The organism is Chryseobacterium sp. TQ-BC-N36 (assembly GCF_058382295.1).
In genome coordinates this window covers 1278068-1301721 of the sequence record NZ_CM178175.1, presented here as the reverse complement: position 1 = coordinate 1301721, position 23654 = coordinate 1278068, and the positions used below count along the sequence as shown (strand labels likewise).

The 23654-nt window shown below is 35.8% G+C and carries 27 protein-coding genes and 5 tRNA genes; 16 read left to right on the top strand and 16 right to left on the bottom strand.

The features are described 5' to 3' along the window. Positions 1-110 precede the first annotated feature (110 nt). On the top strand, positions 111-896 hold the full coding sequence (locus AC3FI7_RS05810) for an SDR family NAD(P)-dependent oxidoreductase (RefSeq protein WP_491461626.1): 786 nt from the start codon (positions 111-113) through the stop codon (positions 894-896). Beyond that, positions 893-1861 (top strand): NAD-dependent epimerase/dehydratase family protein, encoded by a 969-nt coding sequence (locus AC3FI7_RS05805; RefSeq protein WP_491461625.1) that lies wholly within the window; start codon positions 893-895, stop codon positions 1859-1861. The genes AC3FI7_RS05810 and AC3FI7_RS05805 overlap by 4 nt, the downstream gene beginning before the upstream one ends. A 53-nt stretch (positions 1862-1914) precedes the next feature. Here the strand turns inward: AC3FI7_RS05805 and AC3FI7_RS05800 are convergent, their stop codons facing one another. The 8 genes from AC3FI7_RS05800 to AC3FI7_RS05765 form a co-directional block, all read right to left on the bottom strand. Beyond that, a complete protein-coding gene (locus AC3FI7_RS05800; protein WP_142722794.1) occupies positions 1915-3456 on the bottom strand; it encodes an L-type lectin family protein in 1542 nt (513 codons plus the stop codon). A gap of 8 nt (positions 3457-3464) precedes the next feature. Next, positions 3465-4037, bottom strand: coding sequence for a phage tail-like protein (locus tag AC3FI7_RS05795; protein WP_491461624.1), 573 nt, complete (start codon positions 4035-4037; stop codon positions 3465-3467). Between the two features lie 520 nt (positions 4038-4557). Then, the gene (locus AC3FI7_RS05790; protein ID WP_142722796.1) at positions 4558-4917 is read right to left on the bottom strand and encodes a DUF4180 domain-containing protein; all 360 of its coding nucleotides are present in this window, start codon (positions 4915-4917) and stop codon (positions 4558-4560) included. Position 4918: 1 nt separating this feature from the next. Continuing rightward, complete coding sequence (locus tag AC3FI7_RS05785; RefSeq protein WP_491461623.1) at positions 4919-5941, bottom strand: serine hydrolase domain-containing protein; 1023 nt, start codon at positions 5939-5941, stop codon at positions 4919-4921. Positions 5942-5969: 28 nt separating this feature from the next. Further along, positions 5970-6818, bottom strand: coding sequence for a peptide chain release factor N(5)-glutamine methyltransferase (prmC, locus tag AC3FI7_RS05780; RefSeq protein WP_491461622.1), 849 nt, complete (start codon positions 6816-6818; stop codon positions 5970-5972). After that, positions 6819-7577, bottom strand: coding sequence for a peroxide stress protein YaaA (yaaA, locus tag AC3FI7_RS05775; RefSeq protein WP_142722799.1), 759 nt, complete (start codon positions 7575-7577; stop codon positions 6819-6821). 5 nt (positions 7578-7582) lie between these two features. Then, positions 7583-8299 carry a CPBP family intramembrane glutamic endopeptidase gene (locus AC3FI7_RS05770; RefSeq protein WP_343658638.1) on the bottom strand — a complete coding sequence of 239 codons (717 nt, stop codon included), beginning with the start codon at positions 8297-8299 and terminating at the stop codon, positions 7583-7585. A 31-nt stretch (positions 8300-8330) separates the two neighbouring features. Next, positions 8331-8942 carry an L-threonylcarbamoyladenylate synthase gene (locus tag AC3FI7_RS05765; RefSeq protein ID WP_142722801.1) on the bottom strand — a complete coding sequence of 204 codons (612 nt, stop codon included), beginning with the start codon at positions 8940-8942 and terminating at the stop codon, positions 8331-8333. Between the two features lie 101 nt (positions 8943-9043). On the opposite strand from AC3FI7_RS05765, the gene AC3FI7_RS05760 reads away from it, so the two are divergent. The 5 genes from AC3FI7_RS05760 (at position 9044) to AC3FI7_RS05740 (ending at position 9558) form a co-directional block, all read left to right on the top strand. After that, a tRNA-Met gene (locus AC3FI7_RS05760) sits at positions 9044-9116 on the top strand. A 37-nt stretch (positions 9117-9153) separates the two neighbouring features. Continuing rightward, a tRNA-Met gene (locus AC3FI7_RS05755) sits at positions 9154-9226 on the top strand. Positions 9227-9263: 37 nt separating this feature from the next. Further along, a tRNA-Met gene (locus AC3FI7_RS05750) sits at positions 9264-9336 on the top strand. 38 nt (positions 9337-9374) lie between these two features. Then, positions 9375-9447, top strand: a tRNA-Met gene (locus tag AC3FI7_RS05745). Between the two features lie 38 nt (positions 9448-9485). Then, positions 9486-9558 (top strand) — tRNA-Met (locus AC3FI7_RS05740). Between the two features lie 139 nt (positions 9559-9697). Here AC3FI7_RS05740 and AC3FI7_RS05735 read toward each other — a convergent pair. The 4 genes from AC3FI7_RS05735 to AC3FI7_RS05720 form a co-directional block, all read right to left on the bottom strand. Next, positions 9698-10027, bottom strand: coding sequence for a hypothetical protein (locus AC3FI7_RS05735; protein ID WP_491461621.1), 330 nt, complete (start codon positions 10025-10027; stop codon positions 9698-9700). A 30-nt stretch (positions 10028-10057) separates the two neighbouring features. Then, positions 10058-10888, bottom strand: a complete 831-nt coding sequence (locus AC3FI7_RS05730; protein ID WP_491461620.1) for a GLPGLI family protein — start codon at positions 10886-10888, stop codon at positions 10058-10060. Positions 10889-11011: 123 nt separating this feature from the next. Further along, a complete protein-coding gene (locus AC3FI7_RS05725) occupies positions 11012-11263 on the bottom strand; it encodes an Ada metal-binding domain-containing protein (protein ID WP_343658637.1) in 252 nt (83 codons plus the stop codon). A 20-nt stretch (positions 11264-11283) separates the two neighbouring features. After that, the gene (locus tag AC3FI7_RS05720) at positions 11284-11997 is read right to left on the bottom strand and encodes a 2OG-Fe(II) oxygenase (RefSeq protein WP_343658636.1); all 714 of its coding nucleotides are present in this window, start codon (positions 11995-11997) and stop codon (positions 11284-11286) included. A 187-nt stretch (positions 11998-12184) separates the two neighbouring features. Here AC3FI7_RS05720 and AC3FI7_RS05715 point away from each other — a divergent pair, with 187 nt between their 5' ends. After that, positions 12185-12640, top strand: coding sequence for a GNAT family N-acetyltransferase (locus tag AC3FI7_RS05715; RefSeq protein WP_343658635.1), 456 nt, complete (start codon positions 12185-12187; stop codon positions 12638-12640). Positions 12641-12922: 282 nt separating this feature from the next. Here the strand turns inward: AC3FI7_RS05715 and AC3FI7_RS05710 are convergent, their stop codons facing one another. Further along, positions 12923-13504 (bottom strand): hypothetical protein, encoded by a 582-nt coding sequence (locus AC3FI7_RS05710; RefSeq protein ID WP_491461619.1) that lies wholly within the window; start codon positions 13502-13504, stop codon positions 12923-12925. Between the two features lie 334 nt (positions 13505-13838). Between AC3FI7_RS05710 and AC3FI7_RS05705 the strand changes: the two genes are divergently transcribed. From AC3FI7_RS05705 to AC3FI7_RS05685, 5 genes are all read left to right on the top strand, one after another. Further along, positions 13839-14204 (top strand): BlaI/MecI/CopY family transcriptional regulator, encoded by a 366-nt coding sequence (locus tag AC3FI7_RS05705; RefSeq protein ID WP_142722809.1) that lies wholly within the window; start codon positions 13839-13841, stop codon positions 14202-14204. Positions 14205-14209: 5 nt separating this feature from the next. Then, the gene (locus AC3FI7_RS05700; RefSeq protein ID WP_491461618.1) at positions 14210-16093 is read left to right on the top strand and encodes a M56 family metallopeptidase; all 1884 of its coding nucleotides are present in this window, start codon (positions 14210-14212) and stop codon (positions 16091-16093) included. Positions 16094-16149: 56 nt separating this feature from the next. Then, positions 16150-17052, top strand: coding sequence for a GLPGLI family protein (locus AC3FI7_RS05695; RefSeq protein WP_343658632.1), 903 nt, complete (start codon positions 16150-16152; stop codon positions 17050-17052). 144 nt (positions 17053-17196) lie between these two features. After that, the gene (locus tag AC3FI7_RS05690; RefSeq protein ID WP_491461617.1) at positions 17197-17763 is read left to right on the top strand and encodes a sugar O-acetyltransferase; all 567 of its coding nucleotides are present in this window, start codon (positions 17197-17199) and stop codon (positions 17761-17763) included. Between the two features lie 354 nt (positions 17764-18117). Next, positions 18118-18651, top strand: coding sequence for a GLPGLI family protein (locus AC3FI7_RS05685; RefSeq protein ID WP_491461616.1), 534 nt, complete (start codon positions 18118-18120; stop codon positions 18649-18651). Positions 18652-18697: 46 nt separating this feature from the next. Here the strand turns inward: AC3FI7_RS05685 and AC3FI7_RS05680 are convergent, their stop codons facing one another. Both AC3FI7_RS05680 and fsa read right to left on the bottom strand, forming a co-directional pair. Then, complete coding sequence (locus AC3FI7_RS05680; RefSeq protein ID WP_491461615.1) at positions 18698-19690, bottom strand: serine hydrolase domain-containing protein; 993 nt, start codon at positions 19688-19690, stop codon at positions 18698-18700. Between the two features lie 130 nt (positions 19691-19820). Beyond that, entirely contained in the window at positions 19821-20474 is a 654-nt protein-coding gene (gene fsa, locus AC3FI7_RS05675) for a fructose-6-phosphate aldolase (protein WP_089692379.1), read from the bottom strand. Between the two features lie 239 nt (positions 20475-20713). Here fsa and AC3FI7_RS05670 point away from each other — a divergent pair, with 239 nt between their 5' ends. Next, positions 20714-21202: a YdeI/OmpD-associated family protein gene (locus tag AC3FI7_RS05670; protein ID WP_142722815.1), complete on the top strand. Its 489-nt coding sequence runs from the start codon at positions 20714-20716 to the stop codon at positions 21200-21202. 85 nt (positions 21203-21287) lie between these two features. Here the strand turns inward: AC3FI7_RS05670 and AC3FI7_RS05665 are convergent, their stop codons facing one another. Further along, on the bottom strand, positions 21288-21818 hold the full coding sequence (locus AC3FI7_RS05665) for a tetratricopeptide repeat protein (protein ID WP_491461614.1): 531 nt from the start codon (positions 21816-21818) through the stop codon (positions 21288-21290). 194 nt (positions 21819-22012) lie between these two features. On the opposite strand from AC3FI7_RS05665, the gene pepE reads away from it, so the two are divergent. Continuing rightward, on the top strand, positions 22013-22705 hold the full coding sequence (gene pepE / locus AC3FI7_RS05660) for a dipeptidase PepE (protein ID WP_142722817.1): 693 nt from the start codon (positions 22013-22015) through the stop codon (positions 22703-22705). Positions 22706-22710: 5 nt separating this feature from the next. Beyond that, positions 22711-23562, top strand: coding sequence for a hypothetical protein (locus tag AC3FI7_RS05655; protein ID WP_343658626.1), 852 nt, complete (start codon positions 22711-22713; stop codon positions 23560-23562). The last annotated feature ends 92 nt before the right edge of the window (positions 23563-23654 follow it).

Sequence of the window (23654 nt, the reverse complement as noted above, 5' to 3'; positions counted from 1 at the left end):
TCAAATTTTTAAATATATACATTCTCTGTATTGAAAATCAGTTCTTTCAGATAATACAGAACATTTGAGGGTGTTTTTCATGATAGCTTTGTACTGTAAAATTTACATTTATGGATACTAAAGAATCATATGCTGTTGTTACAGGAGCAAGCCAGGGACTTGGCAAAGCATTCGCAGAGCATCTGGCCAGGAAAAAAATTAATGTTGTTCTTGTAAGTCTTCCGGATCAGAACCTCCGGGAGCTTTCCAAAGCATTGGAGCAGGAGTATGAAATAAAAGCCCGTTATTATGAAACCGACCTTTCTATTCATGAGAATGTCATGAAACTGACAGAGTGGCTTAACAGATCTTTTAATATCTATATCCTGATCAACAATGCAGGACTCGGTGGGACTAAAAAATTCACAGAGGCATCTTCTGATTATATTAATACCATTTTACAGGTTAATGTTGCGGCCACTTCTTTGATTACCCATCAGCTTCTCCCCAATCTTTTAAAGCAGCCGGAAGCCTATATTCTGAACGTTTCAAGCATGGCAGCTTTCTCTCCGATAGGTTTCAAAACAGTATATCCTGCCTCCAAAACTTTTATTCATTCATTTTCAAGAGGATTGTATGAGGAATTGAAAGATACCAATGTTTTTGTAAGCGTTGTCAATCCGGGTGCTATGAAAACCAATACGGATGTTTGTAAAAGAATAGAAAAACAGGGATTTATGGGAAGACTTACACTTTTGAACCCTGATAAAGTTGCATCATACTGTATTCGTCAATTGTTTAAAAAAGATTCCGTAATTATGGTGAACCCAATAAGCTGGCTGATAATGAAAATTTTACCGATATGGATAAAACTGCCATTGATGACCCAGGCTATAAAAAGAGAAATTGAAGCATGAAAAATGTGTGTATAACCGGAGCAACAGGGCTCCTGGGAACTAATCTTATTATTAAATTATTACAAAATGGTTATTCTGTTACTGCTCTGGTGCGTAAGAAAAGTACATGGACGGGTGAAGAAAATGAAAATCTTAAGCTCATAGAAGCCGACATTTCATCCGGTATCTCAACATTACTTGCTGATATTGACTGCTTTATTCATGTTGCGGCAGAAACCCGCCAGAATCTTATCAATTATAATGATTACCAAAAGATAAATTATGAAACAACAGTAAATCTTTATCATCAGGCGGAGTTGGCAGGAGTACAGAAGTTTGTGTTTGTAAGCACGGCCAATACCTTAGGATTTGGAAATACCGCATTCTGGGGAAGTGAAAAAGCACCACAGATATATCCTTTTACCCATTCCTGGTATGCGCAAAGTAAGCTGGCTGCTGAAGATTATCTTTTAAAAAACTTAAAAAATACTGAGGTTATCATTGTAAATCCAACTTTTATGATCGGAGCTTATGACACCAAACCAAGCTCAGGGAAAATTATCTTTCGGGCCTGGAAAAAGAAACTGATTTTCTATCCGAAAGGAGGAAAGAATTTTGTGCATGTGGAAGATGTTACCACCGGAATATTGAATGCCATTGAAAAAGGGAGAAATGGTGAAAAATATCTTTTAGCTAATGAAAATATGAGCTACAGGGATTTTTTTAAGAAGATAAACAGAATTACCAGCCAAAAACCGATTATGATGCCCATTCCCAATATCATTCTAAACTTACTTGGATGGGTGGGTGACGGCCTGAGAAAGCTGAAAATAAAGACCAGTCTCAGTACAGCCAATATGAAAGCACTGCAGGTCTGTAATTATTATAATAACCGGAAATCGGTAGAAGAACTTGAAGTTCAGTACCAGCCTGTTGATAAAGCAATCGAAGATGCTGTCCGGTATTTTATTAAAAACGGTAAGTAGTATCAATACTGCAAGAACGATAAAACCAGCTGATAGCAGCTGGTTTTATCAATTTATCTTGTTATATTCTGAGTAACATTCTTATTGGATATCACGCAGGCTTTGCTGCAGTTGTTTGTACTGGAAATATTAACCTGTATCAGTGCGGGCAATGATCTGTATTCTTCCTTATTGTAAGGAGCTTCAGTACCATTTCTTCCACCGCCTTTAATATCGTATTGTATCTGGGCCACTCCGGTAAAACCGTTTGCAGGTTTGAAAGCAAGCTTTCCGGTTGAGTAGGAATAAGTCCATGTTCCTTGATTGTTCGTATAGACACCGCCTGTTATATTCGGAATCACCGTTCCATTATTATCTAAAAAACGGAATGAATTAAAATCAAGATTGTTATAAGAAAGTGCAGGTGGGTTCTGACCGTTTGCTGAAGAATACGCTGCATCATTCAGTAAAGGGGAAAAAGTGGATTTTATCCCCGGACAACCTGCAAACAGATCATCAGTTACCTCAGCTGCATAAGGTCTTGTAACCCCTAAGTTTTTTAATAGATGTATATTTCTGGCCGCTCCGGTAGAGGCCGCAAAACCGATCCTGAAAGTAGCAGGCGGCGAAGTGTCCAGTGTTCTCACGGTAGTGTTGGATAGAGTAGTCTCAGTATATTTCAGAGATGTTGGGTAATAATAATTATCAATCACTTTATCTTTCACAGTTCCATGCTGTATTTCCAGGGTTATATTGTAACCACCGGCAGGATTGGGGACCAATGTCACATATGCTTTACGGAACCTTGCATCATTTTCATTCTGGGGAATCGTAGTTCCGCCGCTTTCAATACTGAATTGCTGAAGGGTGGGGTTTTTAATGCCTACATATTTTCCTGTTGCGGTATCCAGATATGCAGATCTGTTACTGCTGGATGGCGCTGCATTGGTGGCAATACTATACAGTAATGGGTAGCCGTTGTATCCGGCAGGTTCGGCAGAAGAGAGATATTGATTTCCACGTTTAGCCCTTAAAGAAACATTGCTTCTTCCATCTGCTAGTGTTACACCAAAGATTCCGTTTCTAACCCTTTCACTCTGTTTAAAGCTTGTTTTAAAATTTCCGAATTCATCCAGCCCTATCCCCAGATAGGCACCTCTCAGTCCTTCTGTGGATTCGCCACCACGTACAAAGCTATATCCTAATCCTCCGCCAAAGTATCCAAGATTAAGCTGTTGTTTAGGAATAGATCCATCTACTAAAAATATGGAGATACCATCTCCACCGTTAGTATTTCCACCATAAATGGCAAATTCAAATTCAAACTTGATTCCCTGATCACTTTTGAATATTTTATCGGCCAGGATGACACCTCCTGAAATATTATTCACACTTCGGGTTAATCTCAGTCCGTCCGTAGTAAAAGTTGCGTCATTCTGGACACCGCTGGTAGCCACTTTATAAGCTTCCTGAGGCTGCAATCCCTGTGTGAAATTGACAAAATACGGATATCCGGTTCCCTGTTCATTCTGTGCGTGAACATTCCGGCTGAAAATAAATAAAGAAAGAACAAACAAAAACCTTTTATATTGTACGATTGAGGTACTTTTTATCATAACTCAAATTATTTAACCACAAAAACAATATTAATAAAAGAACAGTCTGTAGCGGCTACTTTCACATCGTATGTCATTACTCCGTCATCAGAAATGGAAATATTACTGAATACATTGGGGTCAGCATCCGTTACATAATAATAAAGATCTTTACTTGACGGGAAAAACGGAATTGAGGCTGGAGCGCTGGTACTTTTTGCTTTTGGGGATCCAAACTGATTTTTATACAGAGTATACAGGTCTTTAGTCCGGCCATTAGCTGTTGTGGAAGTATCGAAGGAGACACTTGGCATATAGAACATTTTTACAGCATTGCTACTGATACATAGCCAATCAGGTTTGGCAGGGGTTCCAATATTCTGGCTTAAGCATTTCTTATCAGTATCATAGATAAGAAGTGAGTTGGCCGGATTGGAAATAGCATCTCTTTTGGCTGTAGTGAGTCTTGGTATCAGCATTCCTTTACTTTGACTGTAAATATCAAGAGCTGCGCTGTTATCAGGGGTAGGTGTATTTATCCCTACTTGTGCAAATGAAAATGAACTTACCAAAACGATTGGTAGAAATAATTTTTTAATCATAATGAGTTTAATAATTTTTATCTGTGTGTTTATGTTTTTTGTGCTGTGTTTTTTTAAAATACTTCCAGTCAGCTTCATTCCTGCCAAATGAGAAATATTATTTCCGGAAATTCACCGGAATAATGATGGTGCTGCTGTAACGGCATGATGGTTTCTCAGGTCCAAAAGCCAGTGACAGATATAACAAGCATGCCTCAAAAAGAGCACTCTGTCTTATCTGAAAGTGTCAAAGTAAATTGAGTTAGGCTGTCTGTTATAGTGAATAGATGCCAGTAAGTAAGTGAAATTCATAATCCTTTGTGTTTCTGCAAATATATGAATAAAACACTGGAAATCCTGTTTTTACGAGGATGTTTTTGAATTTAACATTATTTATTAGTTAAATTAATTTTTTTAATTTAAAATTTTGAAAATATAATAATATATATAAAATTTTTTTAATATGTATAATATAGCAAATAGAAAGGTGAATTAAAGAAAATAGTGTTTATTCGAGGGATACAAAAGAAGCGCAAAGTAATTACTGAGAAATTTTTTCCAAAGCATCTTCCAGGGATTCAACAAAATTCACATGTTTTGTTTTATTACTTTCAAAAATAAAATCTCTCATACTCTTGCTTTCATATTTGCTGAAATTGCCTATAATGGCTAAACCTATACGATAGTTTGAGAATTTCTGGAGAATTTCTCCAGCCATTTTTGTTTTTAAATCAAAGAACTCATGAGAAATATTTTTCTCATGAAGGATGACTTTATCATATCCCTGATAATATATATTTCCCATCAGGTCTAATCCATCCTGTGCAGACTGGATGATCACATCATCAGATATAATTTCTGCAATTTTTGTATTGTTGATTTCGTGAGATTGAATAATCATTTTATTGGATCGTTTTTTTTATATCATGTAAAAAATTACCTAATGGAAATGCATCCCCCTGATTAGTAAGAGCTATAATGCAGCTGTTATTTTTCAGGTCTCTCCAGAATAAAGCTTTGAAACCATTCAGTCCTCCTGTATGCATAACCGATTTCTCTCCACTTTCATTCTCTATGAACCACGCAAACCCATAATTTGATGTCTGTCCGCTGGTCAATTGAAAAGGAGAATACATCATAATGGTATTTTCTTTATTAATTAAAGTATAGTTTCGTAACGCCTGATCAAATTTATAAAGATCTTCAGGAGTAGAGAAGATTCCACCATCACCGGTTGTCAGAATGGAATAATCATCAGGTTTTTTCTGCTTATTATATCCTGAAGCTCTATTCTGAATAACGGTATTGGATTCATACACATAGGTATTATTCATTTTTAGAGGAGTGATAATCTGCTCACGGATAAAATCCGGATAAGATTTCCCGGATACCTTTTCGATAATCTGAGCAAGAATAATATATCCACTGTTGCTATACTTAAACTGACTGTCGGGAATGAAATCACGATTTTTCAGATTAAACAGCCAATTTATTACATCCTGATTTGTTAATCCCTTTTTCGAAAACAAATTCTCATAGTCTCTGATTCCGGAGGTATGGTGTAAAAGCTGTCTGACCGTAACGTTTTCAGCATACTCAGGAAGGTTAACAAACATAGAAGCTTTATCATCGAGTTTCAACAATCCCTTTTGTTCTGAAATTAAAATTGCTATAGCCGTAAATGACTTACTGAGCGATGCGATATAAAATGAAGTATTTTTATCTGCTTTAAGCCCTTTTTCAATGTTACGGAATCCCAGAGTAGTATCACATACCATCTGACCATTTTTCACAATCAGAACAGAACCGTTGAATTCTCCTTGACTGTAATATTTATTCACAACATCCTGTGGATGCTGTTTGCAGGATACAAGTTGTACAATCAGTGAAACAGCGGTGAGAATATTCCATATCAGAGTTTTCATAGGTTTAAGTGTATGGAAGCAAAATTACTTATTTCCTCCCATAAATAAACCGGTCATTTTCAGATAAATCCTTCAATAATTGAGCATCAGAGAAATACTGATACAGTTCCAGGGTTTCGGACCCCAGTTTCTGATTGATTTCTAAAAAAAGCAACCCTCCGTCTTTCAGATGCTTTTTGGCGTCTTCCGCAATTTTTCTGTAAAAAATCAAAGCATCAGCAGTAGGGGAGAAAAGAGCCATTTTAGGTTCAAATTCTTTCACTGAATCTGCAATTTCAACCTCTTCTTCGATTCCGATGTATGGAGGATTTGAAATGATGATATCATAGTTTTCTGTGAGTTCATCATTGAGATAATCTGCATGGATGAAATTGATATCCAACTGATGGTGCTCTGCATTTTTTTTGGCAGTACTCAAGGCTTTTTCAGAAAAATCAACAGATGAAACATGGGCTTCCGGAAAGTATTTTTTTAAAACCAAAGGAATCACCCCGCTCCCGGTTCCAATGTCTAAAATTTTTAATCCCTGAACTTTAATCCCTGAACTTCTGATCTCTCTGATAGCAATCTCCAATAGTTCTTCCGTTTCAGGACGAGGGATCAATACATTCTCATCCACAAAAAACTTCATTCCATAAAATTCTGTTTCGCCCAGGATTTGCTGGTAAGGTTTTCCGGATTTGAGTTCTGATACAAGATGACAAAGTTTTTCTTCATCATCAGTCAGAAGTTCCTGATTGGCAGATCTTCTTTGTTGAAAATTATCAAAACCGACTATCTGATGAATGAACAAAGACGATAAAAACATACTTTCCGACTCTGTATAAAGCCCGGAAAGTTCTGCTTTGAAATGTTTTTTAAAGGCTGAAATTGTCATTTATCTTGTAAAAACCAGTTTTGTATCCGTGGATTTCTCTTCATCAATTCTATACCCTTCATAGTTGAAGGCTTTTACATCCTCCAGAGTTTTGGCGTTGGTTTCTGCACAGAATCTTACCACAAGGCCTCTTGCGTGTTTGGTGTAAACCACAATGGTCTTTAACTTTCCATCTTTCAACTCGTAAAAATCAAAATCAATCACTTTGTGGTTCAGCTTTTTTCTGTCAACTACTTTTCCGTATTCATTGCTGGCAAGATGAAGAAGAATTTCTCCTTTTTTCATTTCGGAATTCAGCTGTTCTGTGATCTTTTCTCTCCAGAATTCATAGAGGTTTTTGTATTGTTCAAATTCAAAAGGGCGTCCCATTTCAAGCCTGTACAACATTACTTTATCCGAAGGTTTCAGTAAACCGTAAAGCCCGGAAAGGATTCTGTAGTTTTTCTGAAGGTAATCTACAGCATTTTTATCCAGTGTTTTGGCATCCAGCCCTCTGTAAACCTCTCCTGTAAAAGCAAACATGGCCGGAGCAGATTCTTTTGCAGTAGGCTTGGATTTCCATTTCTGGTTTCTTTCCCAGTTTTCATCCGCCAGTTTAGCTGATATTTCCATCAGTTCGGAAAGATATTTTGGAGACTTCTCTTTTAAATAAGTTTGTATATAGGCTGCATCTTCAATGAATTTTGGGGTAGTGGTTCTCAACAGGTCTGTTGAATTTTCTACGTTCATCAGTTTTGCAGGGGATGTTATAATTTTCATAATGTTTAAAATACAGATAATTGTTTAATATCAATAAAATTCATGGCCATCAGGGAAATAAAGTCAATCATAAAATGACAGATGATCAGAATTTTAATATTGGAATACAGTTTATAAAACATAGCAAAAGCAACTCCAATAAAGAAAGGTATGACTACCTGACTTATAGTGCCATAAGTACTGTGAAGGATCCCAAACAGAATAGCCGATACCAATATTCCCGCAAGTGGACTGTTGTAAATTCGTTCAATTCTGGGCTGTATATAGCCACGCATAAGAAATTCTTCTACAGTACCTGCCGTAAAGGATGTAAAAATAATTAAAAAATAATCATTTTTAAAAATGAAGTTAAGTTCCAAAAATTTATCACTTACTTTTTCCTGAATCAAAAGCTGTATCATCACATTCAGAACAGCTCCTCCAATACAGCAGATGAGGTATAAGTAAAAGATTGTTTTTATATAGAATGCTATGGGATAAGGGCTCTCTTTTTTTAATAAAAATGACTCTTTTTCTATAAAAAGACTGTATAGAAATATCAGAAGAAAAACTCCCCAGATCGCAACCCTGGTGAGAAAAAAATTGTCTCTGGTAATTCCTTTTGTTCCTGTTATTATGCTGACAGCAGGAAAAGCATACAGCATCACAGAAGCTAAAAGCACAAAAGTGAGTAAAATTCCTACAGAATACTTCCCCATAAACCCCATAATCCAATCTCTCAAATATAAGCTTAAGCCTGAACCTTAATCAGAATTAAATAATACCTTTTCCCTGACGGATAACTTCCGGTTCTCCTGAGGTAAGATCTACAATAGTTGACGCTACATTATCTCCATATCCTGAATCAATAACAATATCTACCAAGTGATCATATTTTTCAGCAATAAGTTCAGGATCGGTAGAATATTCAATGATTTCGTCATCGTCTCTGATGGAAGTGGAAGCAATAGGATGTCCTAATTTTTCAACAATCAGCTGTGGAATCGGGTGGTCCGGAACACGGATACCAATTGTTTTATGACCTTTATATGCTAAAGGCAGACTTTTATTAGCTTCAAGAATGAACGTAAAGGGCCCTGGAAGATGACTTTTCAGAAACCTGAAAACTGAAGTTTCAATAGGTCTTGTAAAGTCAGAAAGATGGCTTAGATCATTACATATAATGGAGAATTTTGATTTCTCAAGCTTTGTTTTTTTGAGCTGCGCCAGTTTTTCCATGGCTTTGATGTCAAAAATATTACAGCCTAAAGCATAAATGGTATCAGAAGGATAGATGATCAGTCCGCCATTATTTAATGTTTTAATAACCTCATTCACAAGATTTTCCTGTGGGTTGTCCGGATAAATTTTTAATATTTTTGCCATAAAACAAAGATACAAATAATAAAATAGTTTTCATAAAAGTCCTTTATTTAAAAGAAAAATTAGGATTTTTAAAAAATATTCGTACCTTTGCAATCCAATATCGCGGGATGGAGCAGTAGGTAGCTCGTCGGGCTCATAACCCGAAGGTCATCGGTTCGAGTCCGGTTCCCGCTACTAAGCAGTGCTTTCGGTAGGCACTCTAAAAATACACCGCGGGATGGAGCAGTAGGTAGCTCGTCGGGCTCATAACCCGAAGGTCATCGGTTCGAGTCCGGTTCCCGCTACTAAGCAGTGCTTTCGGTAAGCACTCTAAAAATACACCGCGGGATGGAGCAGTAGGTAGCTCGTCGGGCTCATAACCCGAAGGTCATCGGTTCGAGTCCGGTTCCCGCTACTAAGCAAGTGCTTTCGGTAAGCACTCTAAAAATACACCGCGGGATGGAGCAGTAGGTAGCTCGTCGGGCTCATAACCCGAAGGTCATCGGTTCGAGTCCGGTTCCCGCTACTAAGCAAGTGCTTTCGGTAGGCACTCTAAAAATACACCGCGGGATGGAGCAGTAGGTAGCTCGTCGGGCTCATAACCCGAAGGTCATCGGTTCGAGTCCGGTTCCCGCTACTAAAACGAGAAATCGGTATGACTTATTGTTATACCGATTTTTTTATGTTTGTTGTTTTATGAGTGATCTACTATTTGATATTTGAAAATAGCGGAAAGTAAATAAAAAACGCCTTCAATCGAAGGCGTTTCTATAAGATTATAAACCGAATTCAGCTTTATACTTACAGCCTTGTGATACACCGCTATTTACAGCATTCGCTAAGTCATCAATAAATCCTTGATTTCCAGCTTCATTAGGGGATTCACTTGCAAAAGTTACTGTCATATGGCCTCCTCCACAAGGTAAATCGAACTCTACAGTGTAATACCCTTTAAAAAGTTTAGTAACTCTAACATTTTGAACATTGGTTATTTGTTCAATTTTTGTGAAAGTTTCTTTTTTACTGGCAAAGCTGTTTACTTCAAATGTGTTTGCAAATGTTAATGAAGCAGTTAATAATGCTCCAAATAAAAATAATTTTTTCATGGTTAAAAATTTATATTAAAAAAGTTTTTATTAGTCTAAAAATACATTCTGAGAGCTCAATTCATCCTTTCTTCTTTTGGTATAGTCTGTTCCTCTATCATCTTTAATAATGATATCATCTCCTAATGAATTGATATTGGGATTTTCATAATAGGTCTTACGTGCCTTTAAAAATTCCTCCTTCGATTTTAATTTTATGATGCGTCCTAATGATAAAGGTTCGATAATTTCGGAGGACTGTCTTATTTCAGAAGCATTGATTTCTATGGTATTGTTTTTATTATACAATTTTATAATTAAACCGGGTAATCCTTTAAATCTGAAGGGGCCTTCTGAAAATGGATATTGCTGAGTATACCATGCAAAAAAAATGTCGCCAGTATCTGTTGTGGTTTGAGCCAGATTACATTTCATTCCATCAATTGTTTTGGTGTCTTTCAACAATTCCCATTTGAGTTGGGGTTCTTCAAATGAATAATTATATTTGCTTACTGGCAGTGTTGCGGTAATTGTACTTCCATCTCTATAAACATTTCCTCTTACTTTTGGATATGCTGGAAGAGAACCTAAGTCAATTTTATTTCCTGACATTTCTCTTGTTTTCTTATATAAATAGTCATAATATTTTTTTGCATCAGGACTATAGTAAAGAGATTCGTTTTCATTACATAATAAAGTTACTTCGGCATAAGAAGCATTGTTTTTTTTTGTACTGTCGGGAATGAATTTCATACTGTAGCGAACTTCCAGTTTAGCTGCCGTCTGAGCAGAAAGTAAAATAAAGCTTAGAGTAAATCCAATTGAGAATATAGCTTTCTTAATCATGAATAAGTTGATGTCGGTATGGTTATTATGGTGCAATGATACAAATTTTTTAATATTATATATACTTAAAATACCTGATTTTTATAAATTTTTTATTATGTTAACTTATCTGCCAGGGTGACATTTGATATATATATTGAAAAATTATCAATTTGATTTTTAATTACAGTAATCGTGCTTTTTCCAATTTTTATACGCTTCTTTCATACAGTGGCCACAAGGACGGAATTTATTTTGCAAAGCTTCCTTTTCATTGGTGAAGAAAATTCTGTTTTCTTTTTTCATTCTTTTTCCTGATTTACAGTTTAACAATCCGTAAATCTTGAGTTTTTTATTGCCTCCAAAACATATTTCCATGCTGCGGATTTTACTTCTTAAATTTTCAGGTGATATGTGGGAATGTAGGATCATAGTAGATGACAATCTGCCCATTAACTTATAGCGTCGTGAAAAATAACTCCCAACGCATACCTGTTTCCTTCTCTGATTTCACTTACACCGTGTTTCATATTGACTCTGTAATAGCCTTTGGTCCCTTTTTCCGGTTTAAATTGAGTAGTGAAAATAAGGACATCTCCCTTTTTAGGCTTTAAAACAATAGCTTTTGACTGTGACCGCGGAATCTGTTGGGTAAGTACAAATTCCCCACCTGTAAAATCTTTCTCAGGTTCACTGAGCATGAGTACAATTTGAATAGGAAAGTACATCTCTCCATATAAATCCTGATGCAGCGTATTAAATCCACTTTTTCCATATTTCAGAATTAAAACAGTGGCTTTCTGCTGTCCGTTAGCATGGCACTGATGTAAAAATTCCTGATGATCTAGAGGAAATTGAGTATCAATATGTAAGACATTGAACCAGGAATTGGCAATAGAAGCCAGATAAGGGTAAATGGTTGTTCTGATGGTTTGAATGATTTCAGGTAATGGGTAGGTAAAATATTTATATTCTCCCAGTCCGAAACGATGTCTGGCCATAACTACTGTTTTGCGGTAAAGAACAGAATGGTCATAGCTGGCCTTCAATGCTTCACATTCATCTTCAGACAGCAGATCAGGGATGAGGGCATATCCGTTTTGATGCATTGTTTCTGTAATGTCTTGCCAGTCTGTATTTTTTATTTTATGAACAATATTTTTCACGGGTTACATTTTATTCTGCAAAAATCTGAAGTTGTTCAGGACGATACAATCCGAAACATGCGGTATTTATTGTATGATATAAGAAAGATCAGAAACCTGTCTGGCCTATGGATTTAATATTATTCTGGATGATATGAGTGGTCATGGTTAAGGCTACTTTTGCGCTGTTAATAAAAAATATATAACAATGAATTACATTATTAAAAAGGCAAGCCTTGAGGATCTTGATGAAACAGCTGAATTATTCAATCTTTACCGTGTTTTTTACAGACAGGAATCAGATGTTGAAAAAGGAAAAGTTTTTCTCAGAGAACGCTTTTTGAACAGTGAATCTGATATTTTTCTTGCAGTGACAGATGGAAAAGCAGTGGGATTTGTTCAGCTTTATAAGTTATTTCATTATACTAAGCTGCAAAAACAATGGCTGTTAAGCGATTTGTTTGTTCATCCTGATTATAGAGGAAAAGGGCTTTCTGTTGCATTGATTGACCGCAGCAAGCAATGGTGCGAGGAAACAGGAGCGTGCGGACTCATGCTTGAAACAGAAAAGACCAATGATATCGGAAACACATTATATCCACGCTGTGGATTCGAATTTGATGGAATGCACAATTACTATCATTGGTGGAAACAGGGGAAGTAGTATTACTTCTACAGTAGTGAGCGTTTAATTCTACAGGCATTCTTCTGCCAATAAAGGTCTTACTCCTATTTTTGTAAAGCTCTTACAGATCATGGGTAGGACAGTTGATCTGTAGAGTGTATGCAAAAAAATCTCTGCCTAATTTTCTACTTTTTCCCCAAGGGTTTTATGATTAGTACCACAAAACTGCTTTTTCTGGCAGAGATTTTTTGCTTTTTCGAACAAAAAAGAGAACCGTAAGTAATTACAGTTCTCTTTTTTTATTTTATAAAACGCCAGATCTTATTGAGCCAGCTGGCCATAAGGAGCCAGCTTGTTGTCGTCAGACATGGTCTGTCCCAAAAATTCTCTTTTCTGATCAGCTTTCATTCTTCCTGCCGCATCATTGGCATTAAAGTAAGCTTCGTTTAATTTTGTAGCGATATCAGCTGGTTTAAAATCAAATTTAGTATCACCATCTACGCCTAAGTATCCGTTCTTTCTTGTAAGGTTGGTAATATAATTGTTATAATTGATCATAGTACCTCTAAACATATTGTTATGGTATTCCATACATTTTTTAGCTTTTTTAGAGGAATTGTTCAGGATACAGTTTTTCATATTGTTTCTATATAAGAACCACTCAGATTCTAAAGTACTGTATTCTTTACCTAAAGCAATCTTTCCGTTATTCACAATATTATTATCTCCTTCTTTAGTTGCAATCGTCTGAAGATGTTGGATAACCAATGGAACGGTAGCTTCGATTTTTGATTTTGTATCTTTTAGTATGCTAAGATCAGCAGCAGGAGAACCCTTCTTTTGTGCTGTAGTAACGTTAAAAATAAGCAGTAATAGTACAATCAATAAATTATATCTTTTCATGAGAAATTTTTAAAGCACTAAAATAAATATAATTTCCCGGTTAAAACAAATTCATTTTAATTTTATTTAATAAAATTTAACAAGTTTTAAGAATTTATCCCTGAAATGACTCTTTTTCTGTGGATTAAACAGTTAATATTTTCTCTCCTTTAAAAAATTAATATATTTTATTTATTTTTATTTTATTGATTTTCAGAGTGTTGTATTTTTGCGCGAGTTTATCACTAAAAAAATAGTTGTTTGGTTCAAATTTATTTCTACATTTGTATAACTAATTTCTTAGTGATATAGAATTGGATGCTTTATATCACGATAATTGATAAATGAACAGGATATGAAAATTCAGACTTTAACAAAAGCAGAAGAGCAGGTAATGCAGTATGTATGGAAAATAGAAAAAGGATTCCTGAAGGATGTTCTTGATCTTTTTCCGGATCCTAAACCGCATACCAATACGGTCTCTACCATTTTAAAAGTATTGAAAGACAAAGAATTTGTAGACTATCGTGTACACGGAAGGCAACATGAGTATTTTCCGCTTGTTTCAAAAGAACAGTACTCCGGGAAGACCATGAAAAGCCTTGTGAAAAATTATTTTAAAGGCTCTTACAAAAGTGCCGTTTCATTTCTGGTAGAAAAAAATGAAATGACGGTAGAAGACCTTGAGATGTTATTGGATGAACTCAAAAAGAAAGACTAATACCTATGGAAGCAATACTTTTATACTTTGGGAAAACAATTTTATGTTCGGGTGTAACATTCTTGTACTATCAGTTGTCTTTAAAAGACAAGACATTCCATCATTATAACAGATTTTATCTGTTGGCTGCAATCGTGATATCACTGCTGCTGCCACTCATCAGAGTAGACGATTTTACGATAGAGGTAAATAATGATATGTATATGCTTCTTGACAAGATTCAGAATTTTAACACACACAAAAACATAGACAATGGTAACCTTTATTTTAACCTTATTTTTTCAGCTCTGGGACTGGTTTCTCTCTATTTTTTAGGGAAGCTGATCTATGGAATTTTCAAAATCCAGCAGTTTAAAAAAGAGTTTCAGAAAGAAAGTTTTGACGGGATCAACTTTTACCGTACAGATCTTAGCGAAGCCCCGTTTTCATACTTTAAGAATCTTTTCTGGAAGAATGCTATTAGCCTGCATTCTGATATAGGAAAACAGATTTTAAAGCATGAGATGGTACATATTGAGCAGAAACATTCCTTTGATAAGATTTTTATCGAGATTATTACTTCTGTTTTCTGGTTCAATCCGTTTTTTCATATCATCAAAAAAGAAATTAGTCTCATCCACGAGTACCTGGCTGATAAAAAAGCCGTACAGCAATCGGACACCAAAGCATTTGCGCAGATGCTTTTAGCAAGCCACTTTTCCGGAACACAGTTGCCTGCTGCCAGTCCGTTTCTAAGTTCAAACCTTAAAAAAAGACTTAAAATGTTACAAAAACCAAAAACCAAGTTCGGATATGCGCGAAGAATTCTTGCATTGCCGGTGTTATTTACCGTAGCTTTTGCTTATCTGGTAAATGCAAAGAACAGAGAAATTGAAGAAACCAATCTTTCCATAAAAAAAGCAGTTTCAGAAATCAAAAAAGATACGGTAAGACCTGAAAAATCTGTTCAGGGAAATATTACAGGATTAAAATCTGTATCACCGGAAGATCATACAAAATTGACCGAGCTTGAAAAAAAGATAAAAGAAAAAGAGAAGGAGCTGGATGGATTGGATCCGGAAAGTGATGCCTTCAGTGATAAAATTGAAGAAATAAGTAACCTGGCATCAGAGATAGGAGAGATGGCTTCTAAAGTTGAAGTTGATGAATATTTCAATTCCGCTGAATGGAAAAATCAAATGAAGGAACTTGAAAATATGGATCCTCTTGATAAGAAAGCACTTCGTAAAATAGAAAGAGCGGCTAAAAAAGCGGGAAGAGCAGCTGAAAGAGCTGTAAAACACATCGTTCCCCCCACACCACCTAATGCACCAGCTGAACCTCAGGCTCCAAAAGCTCCGAAAGTAGTTTATTTTAAAAACAATAATACGGTCTACTATAAAGATCTTAGCTCTAAAGAAAAAGAAGAAGTACGTAAAGTAATGGCAGAAGCAAAAAATGCTATGAAAGAAGCAGCAAAAGCCAGAGTGGAAGGAGAGAAAGCAAGAATAGAGGGAGACAAAGCGAGAATTGAAGCAGATAAAATCAGGTTTGATGCGGATAGAATAAGAACAGACGTTGAAAAAGCCCGTGTGGAAGCAGAAAAAAGATCAATCAGCTTTAGAGATGGTACTTTTATTAAAGTAACCAACGCCTCACCTGATGTAATTGTAATGAATGCTGATTTCATTAAAAAGGATGGCAACGGAAATATTGCCATGAATGGAGTCAAAAAGTTCAGAATAAGTGGTAATGACGATGTGAAATATAAGTACTATATTGACGGGAAAGAAGCTTCCAGGGATGATGTAAATTCATTAGACAACAATAATATATCAAGAGTCAATGTCAATACTCAGAAAAAAGGAGATTTTAAACAGGGAGAAATAAGAATTGAGACAAAGAAATAAAGTTCCATCAGGCTTTGTCAGTTTCAGATTGACAAAGCCTTTTTTAATCTTACATTATGAAAAGCAAAATTCTATTTTTTATATTTCTGGGCGTGCTGACCAGTGCACAGGTCAACAGGTTTTTTTATGAATATAAGTTTATTCCGGATTCCAATAATAAAACAGATGTAAAGACTGAAATGATGATGCTTGATATCGATAAAAACGGATCAAGTTACTATAGCCGTGATAAATTTGTAGCCGATTCTATAGGAAAAGCCGAACTTGAAAAACAGTTGAAAGCAGGCAGCGGAAATATCAGTGTCAACAAAAGAGAGAGGCCGGGACAGGTTTCCTATAAAGTAACCAAGCAATACCCGGATTTTAAAACTTATCTCTTCAGAAGCATTTCTACAGATAAGTATAAAATAAAAGAAGATCAGAAACCGGAATGGAAAATATTGCCTGAGAAACAAAAAATAGGAGCGTACCAGGCTCAGAAAGCCACTGCCAGCTTTGGAGGAAGAGAATGGATTGCCTGGTTTACAACAGATCTTCCTTTTCAGGATGGCCCTTATGTTTTTTACGGACTTCCGGGCCTTATCGTAAAAATTGAGGACACCACCGGATCTCACATAATGACGATGATAGGTAATAAAACAATTAATACTCCGGCCGCTGACTCGGAAATGCAGGTGCCTGATCATGTAAAGGTACTGGGAATAGGCGGAAAAGAGCTGGAAGTAACAAAAGATCAGTTCAAAAAAGTATGGAAGGCTTATGTAAATGATCCTGCAAAGAATATGAGAGAAATGTTGATGAAGAATAGTGATGGCAATACCAAATTTAGTTTTAAGCTGAGAACGGGAGATGGCAAAGAAATCTCAGATCCCAATCAGGTACTGAGGGAAATAGAAAAAAATACTAAAGAAGCCCTTAAAAAAGATAATAATCCGATCGAACCGGATCTGGTGAACTAAAATTATTATATTTTCTACTGTAAACAGAATAGCAGAAATTTGTTATTCTGTTTTTTATTTTCAAGATTTAGATGATGAATATCAATTAAGATCATTGTTGCAAATTTCTTATCTTTCAATAGTCAATAATCAATGTTATATCTCATGACAGAAAAGGAAAAATGTGCAGCCGGACTTTTATATAATGCCAATTACGATAAGGAGCTCATTCAGGAACGTATTGTATGTAAAGATCTGTGCCAGGAATATAATGGGTTGAAAAACTCAGATATAAAAAACAGATACAGACTACTCAAGCAGATTATGGGCAGTATCCAGGAAAATATTTGTATCGAACCCAATTTCTGGTGCGATTACGGATATAATATAAAAGTAGGAGAGAATTTCTATGCCAATCATAATCTTGTTATTTTAGACTGTGCTGCTGTCGAGTTCGGAGATAATGTTTTTATCGGGCCTAACTGCAGCTTTTATACAGCAGGTCATCCATTGGATACAAAACAAAGAAATGAAGGACTGGAGTATGCACATCCTATAAAAGTAGGTGATAATGTCTGGTTAGGAGGAAATGTGGTTGTACTACCGGGTATTTCTATTGGAAATAACTCGGTGATAGGGGCGGGAAGTGTTGTTACTAAAAATATTCCTGATAATGTAGTGGCTGTGGGAAATCCGTGTAGGGTTGTTAAAGCAATAGTAAAAGAAAACTAAATAATTTTTCAACTGATAATCTATGAAAAAAATAATTATTGCATTCAGTCTGCTATTGACTTTGGCAGTCAATGCTCAGAATAAAAGATTTATTTATGAGTATAAATACAGTATTGATTCAACTGCTAAAGACAAACCTGAAACTGAAATAATGTTTCTGGATGTTATTTCCAAAGGATCCAGGTTTTACAGTAAAGATATTTTTGAGTCTGATTCACTGATGACTGCATCTATGGAAAAGCAGCTGCAGGCAGGAAATGGAGAAATCAACTTTTCCGGTATAAAATTTAAAGGTAAGGTGGTTCATAGTGTTGAAAAACCTATCCTGATTATTCGGTACGTTTTTTTAACAATTTGTCAGCGGATGAATATATGGTACAGGATGAAAGAAAACAGGACTGGAAAATTCTTCCTGATAAAGAAAAAACAGGAGGCTTTTCTGCCCAAAAAGCAGTATGTTCTTTTGCGGGTAGAAAATGGACTGCATGGTTTACTACGGATCTTCCTATTCAGGATGGCCCTTATAAGTTCTCAGGACTTCCCGGGTTGATTGTAAAGATTGAAGACGCTTCTCATACCCATTCATTTGAATTAAAAGGAATTAAAAAACTTCCAGCCGGATATGAGTGGAAGAGCACTAAAGAAAAAGAAAGATTCAATGCACTTGTTACTGTAACTGAAGCAAAATACCGAAAAGCCTTTAAAGAATATCTTGCAGATCCTATGAAAAGTGAAAAACAGATGTTAGCACAGGGAGTTGAAATCCAGGAAATAGATGATTCCGGAAAACTGGTAACTCAAGATAAAGGAAAAAAAGAAAAAGAACTGAAGATGAAAAATGATCTTAAGAAGCAGAACAATATTCTTGAACTGGACCTGCTGAAATGATATTTTACAGGATATCATAAAATGTCTGGATTTCATTTCAGACATTTTATTTTAAAATCTGATCCCAAAGGTCTCTGTGAAATTTTATCATATTGCTGTAACCATTAGGGTTTTCACCCATTCTTAGGATGATAAGATTTTGGCTGGGAATAACATCGAGGATTTGACCGTTTTTGCCCAGTGCACAAAATATATCTTTCGGAGCATCAGGAACGAGCGACTGATTGAAGGGTTGTTCAACTCCGGGAATTTTTATAACATTTTTTCCATTAAGCCACCATAAATAACCGTAAGAAGGATTAAGATCCTGCGAAGAATCTATCATCTGCTTAAAATAATCATCATAAGAGTAATACATTTTGCCGTCAAGTTTCCCTTTATTTAAGATCAGTTTTCCAAATTGTAAAAAGCTTTTTGCGTTACTTGAAAATACAAGTCCATTTTCAAAAGGGATCCATTTTTCTGAAATTTTTGCACCTGAAAGCTTTTCATAAGTATACTGATCGATGCTTTTGTGACTCGCTTTTTCAATCACTTTAGCCAGTTGGGAATACGCTGAGGTATCATAATACCAGAAAGTCCCGGAAGTATTTTTAAGCACAAAACAGCTGGCAGACCCGCATTGCTGATCCTGTACATAATCAAGTCCCGAAGTCATAGTGAGAAGGTTTCTGACGGTGATCTTATCTTCATCCTTTTTATCCATTCCTGTCCATCTTCCCAGATATTTTGAAACCGGATCATTGATGCTTAATAAATCCTCCTGCTGGGCAATACCGATCAACACTGCAGTAAGGGATTTTCCGGCTGAAGCCCAATACCAGTTGGCATTTTCGTCAAAAGGCATTTTGTTAATAATTTTTGTTCCGAAATATTTTTCATTAATGATTGCTCCATTTTGAAAAATAATAAAAGCCCGGCTTTTATGTTCAAGGTTAAATTGATTGAGTTGTTCAAGCTTTTCTTTTGAAAAGATAATGTCTTGAGAGAACACAAAAGAAAAACAGAGTAATGCGAACAGAATAATATTTTTTCTCATGGCTTTTATTTACTATTTGATTCACATGTAATCAGGTAGTTAAATCCGGAAATAATAAGATCTGTATAAAGATAAAAAATCCCGGAACAATGTTCCGGGATTTTGTTATATCTGAGCAAAGGATCAGCTATTATGCCAATTTCTGAGAATCTGCAATAAACTGAGCCAGTCCGCTGTCTGTCAATGGGTGCTTCAATAAGCTCAAGATCGGAGGAAGTGGAGATGTAATAACATCCGCTCCGATTTTAGCACAGTCAATAATATGCATTGAGTGACGGATAGAAGCTGCTAAGATTTCAGTTTCGAACATATAGTTATCAAAAATTAATCTGATTTCCTGGATAAGGTTCAGACCGTCTGTAGAAATATCATCCAGTCTTCCTAAGAATGGGGAAACATAAGTAGCTCCTGCTTTTGCTGCCAAAAGAGCCTGCCCTGGAGAGAAGATCAATGTACAGTTGGTTTTGATTCCTTTATCAGAAAAATATTTTAATGCTTTGATTCCGTCTTTGATCATCGGAATTTTTACAACGATATTTGGGTGAATAGCAGCCAATTCGTCTCCTTCTTTGATCATTTCTTCATACGTTGTAGAAAGAACTTCAGCAGAAATATCTCCGTCTACAAGTTCGCAGATCGTTTTGTAATGGTTTCTGATGGCTTCAGCACCCTGAATACCTTCTTTTGCCATTAATGAAGGGTTGGTTGTTACCCCATCCAAAATTCCAAGATCTCTTGCTTCCTTAATTTGCTCTAAATTAGCTGTGTCAATAAAAAATTTCATTTTGATAAATAGATTTATTGATACAAAGATAGGGAATTAATTGGGTTCTGAAGTATGAATTTTGAGTTACGGAGGTCAGGGGTGAGAGTTTGGGAGTCTGAGAGTTTGAGAGCAGAGAGGGCAGGAAAAAAAATCTATTAATATTAAATCAAACAGTTAACTTTGCTTCTAGCTTCTAGCTTCTAGCTTCTAGCTTCTAGCTTCTAGCTTCCAGCCTGATCAGTTTAAATTTGCTATCTATGGAAAACAACCGTTTCACAGCCACATTGGAAATCATAGGAATTAATCCGTTTGTATTTGTTCCGGAGGAAATACTGGATACGATTTTTGAAAAATCCGGAAGAAATAAAAGTCCTGTTCCGGTAAAAGGAACCGTGAATGGAAAGGAATTTAAACAGAACCTTATGAAATATCTTGGGGAGTGGAGGCTATATATTAATCTCATTATGCTGAAAAACTCTCCCAAAAGAATAGGAGAAGTCATTGAAGTAGTTCTGGAATATGATAACTCCGACAGAAGTATCTCCATTCATCCGCAATTGGAAAAAGCTATTAAAGAAAGCAGTCTGGCGACAAAGAATTTCGAAAAGCTGATCCCTTCAAGAAGACATGAACTTATACGGTATATTAATAATTTAAAAACAGAAGCAGGGATCCGGAGGAATATTGAGAAAATCATAAGCCATCTCCATGGTGAAACAGATTTTTTTGGAAAAATGATTGAATAAGATAACCGGAAATGTAGAAGTGTAAATTTAAACAGCTGCACAGTATTACTATATAAAAATGCCGGAAAAATTTCCGGCATTTTCTTTATGAATTTAAAGCTTTGCTAAGCTTCACAGCATCCTCGTTGGTAGGGTCATACTGAATAGATTTAGCAATATGCTCTTTTGCCTTATTAGGATCAGTTTTCTGTTCTGCAAAGGCAATATAGAAATAGGCGTATGCCAGATTTTTCTTATTTTGCTCTACTTCTTCAGGTTTTACTGTTGCGATATACTTTTCGTAAGCAAGTTTTGCATTGGCATCATCTTTAGCAGACTGATAGGCATAAGCCTGACTGTAATAAGACGGAGCCCAGTCCGGTAGTAAAGCAGAAATCTTTTTCCAGGTATCAATGGCATTGGTCCAGTCTGAAGCATCCTGATAAGCTGCTGCTAATTTTGCTAAGGATTCAGTATCCTTTGGATTGGCCTCAACCTGCTTTTTAAGGCCTTCAATAGTTGGATTCGTCGATTGGCTTGTTGCAGTCGCAGTTTCCGGTTGAGTTGTTTGTGCATTTACAAGACCTACACTTCCCGCTAATATTAAACCTAAGAATAGGCTATTAATTTTACTCATTTTCATAATCTTATATTTTAAATTCATCATCTAAAGTTCAATAATAATTCCACAAAAGCTTAAATTTTAGAGGCTTTAAGTTTTTTTAGAAAATATTAACGGGATTGATGTTTTTTTTAATTTAATTTTTGATTCGTTGCTGTTTGAGGCTATCTTTGTCATCCATTTTTTATTAATACCTATAATTTTGTCATATGAACATCATATTAGCTTCAACATCCACCCTTTTTGGTGGAGAATATCTGGAATATCTCAGAGAAGAATTAATCCAATTATATAAAGGGATTGATGAAATCGTGTTTATTCCTTTTGCGCGGCCGGGTGGGATTTCCCATGATGATTATACTGCAAAAGCCCGCTCTTTCTTTGAAACGATCAATATAAAAGTAAAAGGACTTCATGAGTTCGAAAATAAAAAAGAAGCTATTAATCAGGCAAAGGGTTACTTTACCGGTGGTGGGAATACTTTTTTATTGGTGAAAACATTACACGAAGAAGGGCTGATGCCTGTACTTAAAAACAATGTATCAGGTGGAAAAGCTTATCTTGGATGCAGTGCAGGAAGTAATATAGGAGGTCAGAATATGAAAACGACGAACGATATGCCCATCGTATATCCGCCAAGTTTTGAGTGTATGGGGCTGGTTCCTTTCAATATTAATCCACATTACCTGGATCCTAACCCGGATTTAAAGCATAATGGAGAGACAAGAGAAACACGCATTAAGGAATTTCTTACCCAAAATGACATTAAAGTGGTAGGCCTCAGGGAAGGAAACTGGATCAGAAGAATAAACGATTCTATTACCGTAGAAGGAAGTGAGCTGACAAGGATTTTTGAGAAAGGAAAAGAGCCTTATGAAATAGAATCGGGCAGCAGACTCTGATGCATATGAATAAAGAAGAGATCGACCTTTTTATAGAGAGTAATCTGCTCAATTTTTCAGTAAACAGTACCGGATGGAATGAGCTGATCCGGAAATTACTGTTCGAATTTGCCGTTGCAGGCTGGAATATGGAGCACCGTGTTTTTGGAAAAGAAAAATTCGGAGAGCTGAGATGTTATACTTATTCTGAAGACGAAACGCTGAATAATAAACTTAAAAACATTAAAGATAAATATTCAGAATTGTCTGTAAAAACCTGTGAGATCTGCGGAAGTGAAGGTAAAATGCGAACGGTAGGCTCATGGCAGACAACATTATGTCTGGCCCATTTTCTGGAACAGCAGCCGGTTATTGAAATTGATAACAGACAGAATGTCAGGAAGAATAATAAAACCATTCTGAATATTAAAAATATCATTAAAGCTGAGGTTGAATATGACCTTCAGAGATTATGGCTTTATACCAATCAGGAAGACGGATTTTATTTTTCGTGGCAGGAACCGAATTATTATCTGCTTTTAAAAAAAATTGCACTTTTACTTTTCCCGGAAGATATACGGCATAAAATTTCAGAATTATTTCAAAGTTTGAAGGATTGTGAAATATGCGGTTATAAGGCATTGCATCAAAGCAATTGTCTACGCTGTCATCATGAACCCTGGAGAGATTCCGGATATTTTATTGAAAATTACAAAGACAAATCAAACTATATCAAAGAATGCCAGATGGATATTTTCATAGATGAAGATGATTATGAAAAATATTTTAAGCATGACCGGGCGTTTGAAAAATCTCCTGGCCATCAGATTCTTTTTACTTCCGATGATCTCAGGGAGTATGAGAAGCTTTTATTTTAACTATATTTGATTAGAATTTTGATATACGAAAAGGTTCAGGATATTAACAAATATAATGACAGTGAACTGTTCTGAACCTTATTCGTTTAGAC

Coding starts and splice junctions, on each gene's coding strand:
- AC3FI7_RS05810 (WP_491461626.1), top strand. CDS start 111: ATGGATACTAAAGAATCATATGCTGTTGTTACAGGAGCAAGCCAGGGA.
- AC3FI7_RS05805 (WP_491461625.1), top strand. CDS start 893: ATGAAAAATGTGTGTATAACCGGAGCAACAGGGCTCCTGGGAACTAAT.
- AC3FI7_RS05800 (WP_142722794.1), bottom strand. CDS start 3,456: ATGATAAAAAGTACCTCAATCGTACAATATAAAAGGTTTTTGTTTGTT.
- AC3FI7_RS05795 (WP_491461624.1), bottom strand. CDS start 4,037: ATGATTAAAAAATTATTTCTACCAATCGTTTTGGTAAGTTCATTTTCA.
- AC3FI7_RS05790 (WP_142722796.1), bottom strand. CDS start 4,917: ATGATTATTCAATCTCACGAAATCAACAATACAAAAATTGCAGAAATT.
- AC3FI7_RS05785 (WP_491461623.1), bottom strand. CDS start 5,941: ATGAAAACTCTGATATGGAATATTCTCACCGCTGTTTCACTGATTGTA.
- prmC (WP_491461622.1), bottom strand. CDS start 6,818: ATGACAATTTCAGCCTTTAAAAAACATTTCAAAGCAGAACTTTCCGGG.
- yaaA (WP_142722799.1), bottom strand. CDS start 7,577: ATGAAAATTATAACATCCCCTGCAAAACTGATGAACGTAGAAAATTCA.
- AC3FI7_RS05765 (WP_142722801.1), bottom strand. CDS start 8,942: ATGGCAAAAATATTAAAAATTTATCCGGACAACCCACAGGAAAATCTT.
- AC3FI7_RS05735 (WP_491461621.1), bottom strand. CDS start 10,027: ATGAAAAAATTATTTTTATTTGGAGCATTATTAACTGCTTCATTAACA.
- AC3FI7_RS05725 (WP_343658637.1), bottom strand. CDS start 11,263: ATGATCCTACATTCCCACATATCACCTGAAAATTTAAGAAGTAAAATC.
- AC3FI7_RS05715 (WP_343658635.1), top strand. CDS start 12,185: ATGAATTACATTATTAAAAAGGCAAGCCTTGAGGATCTTGATGAAACA.
- AC3FI7_RS05710 (WP_491461619.1), bottom strand. CDS start 13,504: ATGAAAAGATATAATTTATTGATTGTACTATTACTGCTTATTTTTAAC.
- AC3FI7_RS05705 (WP_142722809.1), top strand. CDS start 13,839: ATGAAAATTCAGACTTTAACAAAAGCAGAAGAGCAGGTAATGCAGTAT.
- AC3FI7_RS05700 (WP_491461618.1), top strand. CDS start 14,210: ATGGAAGCAATACTTTTATACTTTGGGAAAACAATTTTATGTTCGGGT.
- AC3FI7_RS05695 (WP_343658632.1), top strand. CDS start 16,150: ATGAAAAGCAAAATTCTATTTTTTATATTTCTGGGCGTGCTGACCAGT.
- AC3FI7_RS05690 (WP_491461617.1), top strand. CDS start 17,197: ATGACAGAAAAGGAAAAATGTGCAGCCGGACTTTTATATAATGCCAAT.
- AC3FI7_RS05680 (WP_491461615.1), bottom strand. CDS start 19,690: ATGAGAAAAAATATTATTCTGTTCGCATTACTCTGTTTTTCTTTTGTG.
- fsa (WP_089692379.1), bottom strand. CDS start 20,474: ATGAAATTTTTTATTGACACAGCTAATTTAGAGCAAATTAAGGAAGCA.
- AC3FI7_RS05670 (WP_142722815.1), top strand. CDS start 20,714: ATGGAAAACAACCGTTTCACAGCCACATTGGAAATCATAGGAATTAAT.
- AC3FI7_RS05665 (WP_491461614.1), bottom strand. CDS start 21,818: ATGAGTAAAATTAATAGCCTATTCTTAGGTTTAATATTAGCGGGAAGT.
- pepE (WP_142722817.1), top strand. CDS start 22,013: ATGAACATCATATTAGCTTCAACATCCACCCTTTTTGGTGGAGAATAT.
- AC3FI7_RS05655 (WP_343658626.1), top strand. CDS start 22,711: ATGAATAAAGAAGAGATCGACCTTTTTATAGAGAGTAATCTGCTCAAT.